At 59.1% G+C, this 6,321-nt stretch carries 12 protein-coding genes and 1 pseudogene; all 13 read right to left on the reverse strand.

Annotated elements, in window-relative coordinates:
- Window positions 1-136 precede the first annotated feature (136 nt).
- Window positions 137-646 carry a peroxiredoxin gene (locus ASE39_RS13590; RefSeq protein WP_010467187.1) on the reverse strand — a complete coding sequence of 170 codons (510 nt, stop codon included), beginning with the start codon at window positions 644-646 and terminating at the stop codon, window positions 137-139.
- Window positions 647-801: 155 nt separating this feature from the next.
- A complete protein-coding gene (gene rpsQ / locus ASE39_RS13595) occupies window positions 802-1,071 on the reverse strand; it encodes a 30S ribosomal protein S17 (protein WP_010467186.1) in 270 nt (89 codons plus the stop codon).
- 9 nt (window positions 1,072-1,080) lie between these two features.
- On the reverse strand, window positions 1,081-1,275 hold the full coding sequence (gene rpmC, locus ASE39_RS13600; protein WP_010467182.1) for a 50S ribosomal protein L29: 195 nt from the start codon (window positions 1,273-1,275) through the stop codon (window positions 1,081-1,083).
- Window positions 1,276-1,291: 16 nt separating this feature from the next.
- Complete coding sequence (gene rplP / locus ASE39_RS13605) at window positions 1,292-1,708, reverse strand: 50S ribosomal protein L16 (protein WP_010467180.1); 417 nt, start codon at window positions 1,706-1,708, stop codon at window positions 1,292-1,294.
- Between the two features lie 2 nt (window positions 1,709-1,710).
- On the reverse strand, window positions 1,711-2,592 hold the full coding sequence (gene rpsC / locus ASE39_RS13610; protein WP_010467178.1) for a 30S ribosomal protein S3: 882 nt from the start codon (window positions 2,590-2,592) through the stop codon (window positions 1,711-1,713).
- A gap of 15 nt (window positions 2,593-2,607) precedes the next feature.
- The gene (gene rplV / locus ASE39_RS13615; protein WP_007847806.1) at window positions 2,608-2,940 is read right to left on the reverse strand and encodes a 50S ribosomal protein L22; all 333 of its coding nucleotides are present in this window, start codon (window positions 2,938-2,940) and stop codon (window positions 2,608-2,610) included.
- Between the two features lie 9 nt (window positions 2,941-2,949).
- Window positions 2,950-3,225: a 30S ribosomal protein S19 gene (gene rpsS / locus ASE39_RS13620; RefSeq protein ID WP_010467177.1), complete on the reverse strand. Its 276-nt coding sequence runs from the start codon at window positions 3,223-3,225 to the stop codon at window positions 2,950-2,952.
- A gap of 10 nt (window positions 3,226-3,235) precedes the next feature.
- Window positions 3,236-4,060: a 50S ribosomal protein L2 gene (rplB, locus tag ASE39_RS13625; protein ID WP_010467175.1), complete on the reverse strand. Its 825-nt coding sequence runs from the start codon at window positions 4,058-4,060 to the stop codon at window positions 3,236-3,238.
- Between the two features lie 2 nt (window positions 4,061-4,062).
- Window positions 4,063-4,377, reverse strand: coding sequence for a 50S ribosomal protein L23 (rplW, locus tag ASE39_RS13630; RefSeq protein ID WP_010467173.1), 315 nt, complete (start codon window positions 4,375-4,377; stop codon window positions 4,063-4,065).
- The gene (rplD, locus tag ASE39_RS13635) at window positions 4,374-4,994 is read right to left on the reverse strand and encodes a 50S ribosomal protein L4 (RefSeq protein WP_010467171.1); all 621 of its coding nucleotides are present in this window, start codon (window positions 4,992-4,994) and stop codon (window positions 4,374-4,376) included. The genes rplW and rplD overlap by 4 nt, the downstream gene beginning before the upstream one ends.
- Entirely contained in the window at window positions 4,994-5,668 is a 675-nt protein-coding gene (gene rplC / locus ASE39_RS13640; protein ID WP_010467169.1) for a 50S ribosomal protein L3, read from the reverse strand. Before rplC ends, rplD begins: the two co-directional genes overlap by 1 nt.
- Before the next feature lie 215 nt (window positions 5,669-5,883).
- Complete coding sequence (rpsJ, locus tag ASE39_RS13645) at window positions 5,884-6,195, reverse strand: 30S ribosomal protein S10 (protein WP_005796953.1); 312 nt, start codon at window positions 6,193-6,195, stop codon at window positions 5,884-5,886.
- A 28-nt stretch (window positions 6,196-6,223) separates the two neighbouring features.
- Window positions 6,224-6,321, reverse strand: a pseudogene (locus ASE39_RS25865) (elongation factor Tu); the annotation flags it as partial.

The following is a 6,321-nucleotide window of genomic DNA, read 5'->3' on the forward strand; positions in this document are numbered from 1 at the left end:
CAAAACCTTTCCGGGGATCGTGTTGCCGGGCGGCTTCGCAAACGCCCGCCACGGCAATGGCGACCCCGGCGGCCGGCCGAAACCAGAGCGCCCCGCAACCGCAAGGACCCACTCGCCGCAGCCTGTAGCGCTGAACTCAAGCCTTTTGGGCTTGCTGGAGCAGCGTGTCAGCGTCGCTCACTTCAAACTTGCCTGGGGCTTCCACGTTGAGCGTGACCACCTTGCCATCGCGCACCAGCATCGAATAACGGTTGCTGCGCAGGCCCAGGCCTTTGCCATTGAGGTCAAGCGTCAGACCGGTGGCCTTGGCGAAGGTAGCATCGCCGTCACCCAGCATGCGGACCTTGCCATCGGTCTTCTGGTCCCGTGCCCAGGCGCCCATCACGAAGGCGTCGTTCACACTCACGCACCAGATCTCATCCACACCAGCGGCCTTGAACTCAGCGGCCTTTTCCACATAGCCAGGCACATGCTTGGCCGAGCAGGTCGGGGTGAAGGCACCGGGCAACGCGAACAGGGCAATCGTCTTGCCGGCCGTGGCCTTGTCCACAGGCACGGGGTTCGGGCCAATGCTGCAGCCTTCGCCCTCGACTTCCGAATATTCCATGAGTGTGCTGGCTGGCAGGGTGTCACCGACTTTGATCATTGCTTATCTCCTTAAATTGGGATGAATGGGGATGGAAGAGCGAACTGCCCAGGGCCATAAAAGTGTGGCCCACAAAGCAAAACGACCCACATTGTGGGTCGTTTTGAAGGGCTTTGCCGCCCGGGGTTTTGGCCCCGGGGCAGCATGGTGCTGATTTACAGCAGGCCGGCCTTTTGCACCAAGCGGGTAGCAACCCAGTTCTTGGTCTTGGAGAGCGGACGGCTCTCGGTGATTTCGATCGTGTCGCCCAGCTTGTACTCACCCTTTTCATCATGGGCGTGGTACTTGCTCGACTTACCGACGATCTTGCCGTAGAGCTCGTGCTTCACACGGCGCTCGACCAGCACGGTCACAGTCTTTTGACGCTTGTCGCTGACCACCTTGCCAACCAAGGTGCGCTTGAGGGATTTTTTAGGTTCCGTCATGTGGGCTCCTTACTTGGCGGCTTGCTTTTCAGCAAGAATGGTCTTGGCACGGGCGATATCGCGGCGGGTGGTGCGCAGCGTGTTGGTGTTACCCAATTGCTGCGTAGCCTTTTGCATGCGCAGGCCGAAATGGGCCTTTTGCAGCGCCTTGATTTCGGTTTCGATGCCGGCGACGTCTTTTTGGCGCAGTTCAGTAGTCTTCATTGCTTGTTCTCCTGAATTACGCGCCGATCAGGCGGCTGACGAACGTGGTGCGCAGCGGCAGCTTGGCAGCAGCCAGGCGGAACGCTTCACGGGCCAGTTCTTCGGGCACACCGACGATCTCGAAAACGATCTTGCCGGGCTGGATTTCGGCCACGTAGTACTCGGGGTTGCCCTTACCGTTACCCATACGCACTTCTGCGGGCTTGGTAGAGATTGGCTTGTCCGGGAACACGCGGATCCAGATACGGCCGCCACGCTTGACGTGACGGGAAATCGCACGGCGTGCAGCTTCGATCTGGCGGGCCGTCAGACGGCCACGATCGGTGCACTTCAGACCGAAATCACCGAACGCAACGGAGGCACCCCGCGTTGCGACACCGGTATTACGGCCCTTTTGCTCCTTGCGATACTTGCGGCGAGCAGGTTGCAGCATACTTATTCTCCTTTTCCGTCCGCTGCTGTAGCGGGCGCGGCGACTTTGCGTACGCGCTTAACGGCGGTGTTATCAGCGCCACCAGCTTCCACTGGCTTGTCGCTGCCGTCGGCCGGTGCGGTGTTGCCACCGACAGGACGACGTGGACCACGGCCTGCGCCTGGACGGTCGCCACCTGGGCGGCCATCACGGCGAGGACCGCGTGGGCGGCGTTCTTCGTCTGGACGTGGGGTTTCCACGGCAGGCAGGTCGTTACGACCCAGCGTATCGCCCTTGTAGACCCAGACCTTGACGCCGATCACACCATAGGTGGTCTTGGCCTCAGAGGTGCCGTAGTCGATGTCGGCGCGCAGCGTGTGAAGTGGCACGCGGCCTTCACGGTACCACTCGCAGCGAGCGATTTCGATACCGTTCAGACGACCGGACGACATGATCTTGATGCCTTGGGCACCCAGACGCATGGCGTTCTGCATGGCACGCTTCATCGCGCGGCGGAACATGATCCGCTTTTCGAGCTGCTGCGTGATGCTGTCGGCAATCAGCTTGGCATCGATTTCAGGCTTGCGCACTTCTTCGATGTTCACTGCAACAGGCACGCCCAGGCGAGCAGCGAGTTCCTTCTTGAGGTTCTCGATGTCTTCACCCTTCTTGCCGATCACCACACCAGGACGTGCCGAGTAAATGGTGATGCGGGCGTTCTTGGCAGGACGCTCGATCAGGATGCGCGACACAGCCGCGTTCTTCAACTTGGCCTTCAGGTACTCACGCACCTTGATGTCTTCGGCCAGCATGCCCGCGAAATCGCGGTTGCTGGCGTACCAACGGCTGGACCAGTTGCGGCTGACCGCAAGGCGGAAGCCGGTAGGATGGATTTTTTGTCCCATAGTCTTCCCGAGCCTTTAGTTGCCAACCGTCACGTACACATGGCACGTGGGCTTGCTGATGCGGTTGCCGCGGCCTTTGGCGCGCGCGGTGAAGCGCTTGAGCGTGGTGCCTTGTTCGACGTAGATGGTCTTGACCTTCAGTTCGTCGATGTCAGCGCCATCGTTGTGTTCGGCGTTGGCGATGGCCGACTCCAGAACCTTCTTGACGATTCCCGCAGCTTTTTTCTGCGTGAAGTTCAGGATGTTCAGAGCCTGGTCCACCTTCTTGCCGCGGATCAGGTCAGCGACCAGACGGCCCTTGTCGACCGACAGACGGACGCCCCGGAGGACTGCACGTGTTTCAGACATGGTCGTTCCTTACTTCTTCGCTTTTTTGTCAGCGGGGTGACCCTTGAAGGTGCGCGTCAGGGCGAATTCGCCCAGCTTGTGGCCCACCATCTGGTCGGTGACATAGACAGGTACGTGCTGCTTGCCGTTGTGCACGGCAATGGTCAGACCGATGAACTCGGGCAGAACCATGGAGCGACGCGACCAGGTCTTGACTGGTTTCTTGTCCTTGGTGGCGACGGCCTTTTCGACCTTGGCCAGCAAGTGATGGTCAACAAATGGACCCTTTTTAAGAGAGCGAGTCATCTGTTACCCCTTACTTCTTGCGACGCGACACGATCATGATCTGTGTGCGCTTGTTGTTACGGGTGCGATAACCCTTGGTCAGATTGCCCCAAGGATCGACTGCATGGCGGCCTTCGCCGGTGCGGCCTTCGCCACCACCGTGAGGGTGATCCACTGGGTTCATGGCAACGCCGCGAACCGTTGGGCGAATACCCATCCAGCGCTTCACACCGGCCTTGCCCAATTGGCGCAGGCTATGTTCTTCGTTGGCCACTTCACCAATGGTGGCGCGGCATTCGATGTGGATCTTGCGCACTTCACCCGAGCGCATACGCACCTGGGCATAGACGCCTTCACGGGCCAGCAACGTTGCCGAAGCACCGGCCGAGCGAGCGATCTGTGCACCGGCACCGGGCTTGAGCTCGATGCAGTGGATGGTCGAACCCACGGGGATGTTGCGGATAGGCAGCGTGTTGCCAGCGCGGATCGGGGCTTCCGAACCGGACAGCAGGGTTGCGCCCACTTCCAGGTTGCGGGGAGCGATGATGTAACGGCGCTCGCCGTCGGCATAGCACACCAGAGCGATGTGGGCCGTACGGTTTGGATCGTACTCAATGCGCTCAACCTTGGCCGGAATGCCGTCCTTGTTGCGCTTGAAGTCCACTACGCGGTAGTGGTGCTTGTGGCCACCGCCCTTGTGGCGGGTGGTGATGTGACCGTTGTTGTTACGGCCGGCCTTCTGGAATTGTGGTTCCAGCAGGGGGGCGTACGCTTCACCCTTGTACAGGTGGTCACGCGTGACCTTCACCACGGCACGTTGGCCGGGCGAAGTGGGTTTCATCTTGATGACAGCCATGATTACGCGGCCTCCCCAGAGAGGTTCAGCTCTTGACCAGGCTGCAGCGTGACATAAGCCTTGCGAACGTTGTCGCGGCGGCCGATGGTCTTGCCAAAACGCTTGGTCTTGCCTTTGGTGTTCACCACAGAGACGCCCTTGACCTCGACCTTGAACATCAATTCCACAGCGGCCTTGATTTCTGGCTTGGTTGCGTTCTGCAGCACCTTGAACGTCACAGCATTGGACTTTTCAGCAACCATGGTGGCCTTTTCGGACACGATGGGAGCGACCAGCACTTGCATCAGACGACCTTCGTCAAACTTGAGTGTGCTCATGCGAACATCTCCTTGAGTTTGTCGATTGCACCCTTGGTGACGAGCACTTTCTTGAAACGGACCAGCGACACGGGATCGGCGTAGCGCGGCTCGACGACGAGCACGTTCACCAGATTGCGCGATGCCAGGTACAGGTTTTCGTCCACTTCCTCGGCGATCACCATCACCGATTGCAGATTCATCGCCTTGAACTTGTCGGCCAGGACCTTGGTCTTGGGCGAGTCAAGCTTCAGCGAATCGACCACAGCCAGACGACCTTCACGGGCGAGCTGCGACAGGATCGCAGACATGCCGGCGCGGTACATCTTCTTGTTGATCTTTTGCGTGAAGTTTTCGTCAGGCATGTTCGGGAAAATCCGACCGCCCCCGCGCCACAGTGGCGACGAGGTCATACCTGCACGTGCGTTACCCGTACCCTTTTGCTTGAAAGGCTTCTTGGTCGAGTGACGGACTTGCTCGCGATCCTTCTGGGCGCGAGTGCCTTGGCGTGCGTTGGCCTGATAGGCCACCACGATCTGGTGAACCAGATCTTCGTTGTATTCACGACCGAACACGGTTTCTGGAACATCCAGCTTGGATGCGCCTTGGCCTTGGTCATTCAGGAGTTCGAGCTGCATTAGTTCGCTCCTTTGGAAGGTTTGGCCTTGACTGCGGGACGCACGGTCACGAACCCACCCTTGGAGCCCGGGATTGCACCCTTGATCAAGATCAGTTGACGTGCTTCGTCGATGCGGATCACATCGAGATTCTGCGTGGTCTTGGTGACGTCACCAAGGTGGCCCGTCATGCGCTTGCCGGGGAACACGCGACCTGGATCTTGCGCCATACCGATGGAGCCGGGCACGTTGTGCGAACGGCTGTTACCGTGCGACGCGCGCTGCGACTTCATGTTGTGACGCTTGATGGTGCCGGCGTAGCCTTTACCGATCGAGGTGCCTTGCACGTCGACCTTTTGACCCACGGAGAACACGGACGTCACAGCCACCGATGCGCCAGCTTGGTACTGGGCAGCGGTATCGGCAGTCACGCGGAATTCCTGGATGATTTCACCGGCTTCCACACCTGCCTTGGCAAGGTGGCCGGCTTCTGGCTTGGTCACGCGCGATGCTTTGCGCGAACCGAACGTGACCTGCAGGGCCACGTAGCCATCGTTCTCTTGGGTTTTGATCTGGGTAACGCGGTTGTTGGACACATCCACCACCGTGACAGGCACTGCGTCCCCATCATCGGTGAACAGACGCATCATGCCCACTTTGCGACCCAGCAACCCGAGGGAGTTGCTCAGACTCATTTGTTTCTCCAAAACTTCCACCGCTACAACTTCAATTGGCTGCAGCGTTTGCACTCGCGTGCATGAAAGAAGGTTAATAAAACTTCGCTCAATTCATGCCCTTTCACAGGCGCAAATTGAGCGAAGCCCTAAAGTATAACGCGAACTGCTTTTTCAAGCAAGTTCGCGTTATTTCTGACGCAGAGAGGCCGGTCAGACCGGCTTCTCAACAGCCATTACTGCAGCTTGATTTCGACGTCCACACCTGCGGGCAGGTCGAGCTTCATCAGGGCGTCAACGGTTTTGTCCGTTGGGTCCACGATGTCCATCAGACGCTGGTGCGTGCGGATTTCGAGCTGGTCGCGCGACGTCTTGTTGACGTGTGGCGAGCGCAGGATGTCAAAACGCTTCATGCGGGTCGGCAGGGGCACGGGGCCCTTGACGATCGCACCGGTGCGCTTGGCGGTGTCAACGATCTCGGCAGCGGACTGGTCGATCAGCTTGTAGTCAAACGCCTTCAGGCGGATGCGGATTTTTTGCTTGGACATGGCGATTCCTTGTGCAATTCAGAACAGATTACGCGAGGATCTTGGCCACGACGCCAGCGCCCACGGTACGGCCACCTTCGCGGATAGCGAAGCGCAGGCCTTCTTCCATGGCGATGGGGTTGATCA

The sequence above is a fragment of the Acidovorax sp. Root267 genome, from assembly GCF_001429215.1.
Lineage (GTDB): Bacteria > Pseudomonadota > Gammaproteobacteria > Burkholderiales > Burkholderiaceae_C > Acidovorax > Acidovorax radicis.